At 67.1% G+C, this 1,081-nt stretch carries 2 protein-coding genes; one reads left to right on the top strand and one right to left on the bottom strand.

Annotated elements, in window-relative coordinates; all coding sequences use genetic code 11:
• Positions 1–109: 109 nt before the first annotated feature.
• On the top strand, positions 110–667 hold the full coding sequence (locus EOA33_RS36560; protein ID WP_126058625.1) for a sugar O-acetyltransferase: 558 nt from the start codon (positions 110–112) through the stop codon (positions 665–667).
• 18 nt (positions 668–685) lie between these two features.
• Here EOA33_RS36560 and EOA33_RS36555 read toward each other — a convergent pair.
• On the bottom strand, positions 686–1,081 hold a 396-nt coding region (locus EOA33_RS36555; protein ID WP_127407786.1), incomplete at its 5' end, for a helix-turn-helix domain-containing protein.

Below are 1,081 nucleotides of genomic sequence, written 5' to 3'. Positions count from 1 at the left end.
ACCTCGCACTGTCCGGCGCGAGCAAGCTAGCATAGGCCGGACATTTGGCCAGCAGGCTTTCGCCCAGCAAAGGATTGTGCTTTGGCAGTAATTCGATGGAGACGCGGCCATGACGGCAAGTGAGCGCATGAAGATGGCGGCGGGCGAGTGGTACACTTGCCTCGATCAGGAACTGGAAGCGCTGCGCGTCGCCGCGCGCGATGCGGTGTTCGAGCACAACGGCCTGCCGCCCCGGCAACGCGGCGACATCGGCCCGGCATTGCGGTCATTGTTGGGAAGCACGGGCGAGGGGGCGCGCATAGAGGGGCAGTTCCACTGCGCCTACGGGTTCAACCTCTTTCTCGGCGATGGTGTCTTCCTCAATGCCGGCTGCACGGTCCTCGATACGGCGCCGGTGCGCATCGGCAAGCGGACGTTGCTCGGGCCTAATGTGCAGATCTACTGCGCCGAGCATCACAGGGAGGCTGCAGCAAGGCAGGCGGGGCTGGAGATCGCCAAGCCGGTGACGATCGGCGCCGATGCCTGGATCGGCGGCAGCGCCATCATCCTCGGCGGCGTCACGATCGGCGATGGTGCCATCGTTGGCGCTGGCGCCGTGGTTACCCGCGACGTCGCAGCGAACACCACGGTGGTCGGCAATCCGGCGCGTCCGGTCAGGCAGCGTTGAGCGGCTTGCCCGTTCGGGTCAAAACATTGCGGCGTGTGTCGGCCTTTTGGCGCCGGCACTCCTGGAGAACTCGCGCCGATATTGCATCGGCGAGGTCTTGAGCCGCGCCGAAAAATGCTGGCGCAGCGAGGTGGCGCTGCCGAAGCCGACTTCGAAGGCCACCGTATCCATCGATTTCTCCGTCGCCTCCAGCAGCCTCTGCGCCAGCGCGATCCGCTGGTCGGCCAGCCAGTCGCCGAAGCTGGTGCCGATCGACTTCTGGAAGCGGCGCGTGAAGGTGCGGCGGGTGAGGCCGGCCGCCTCGGCGACGCTGTCGAGGCTGTGCGCCTCGCCGAGCGTCGCCCGCACCTTGTCGAGGGCCTGCGCGAACCGGTCGGCGGTCGAGGTCGGCGCCAGCGGGCGCTCGATGAATTG

This window comes from Mesorhizobium sp. M4A.F.Ca.ET.050.02.1.1, assembly GCF_003997725.1.
Taxonomy (GTDB): Bacteria; Pseudomonadota; Alphaproteobacteria; order Rhizobiales; family Rhizobiaceae; genus Mesorhizobium.
Note: the sequence above shows the minus strand (reverse complement) of the source record. Positions and strands in the feature narration are given on the sequence as shown.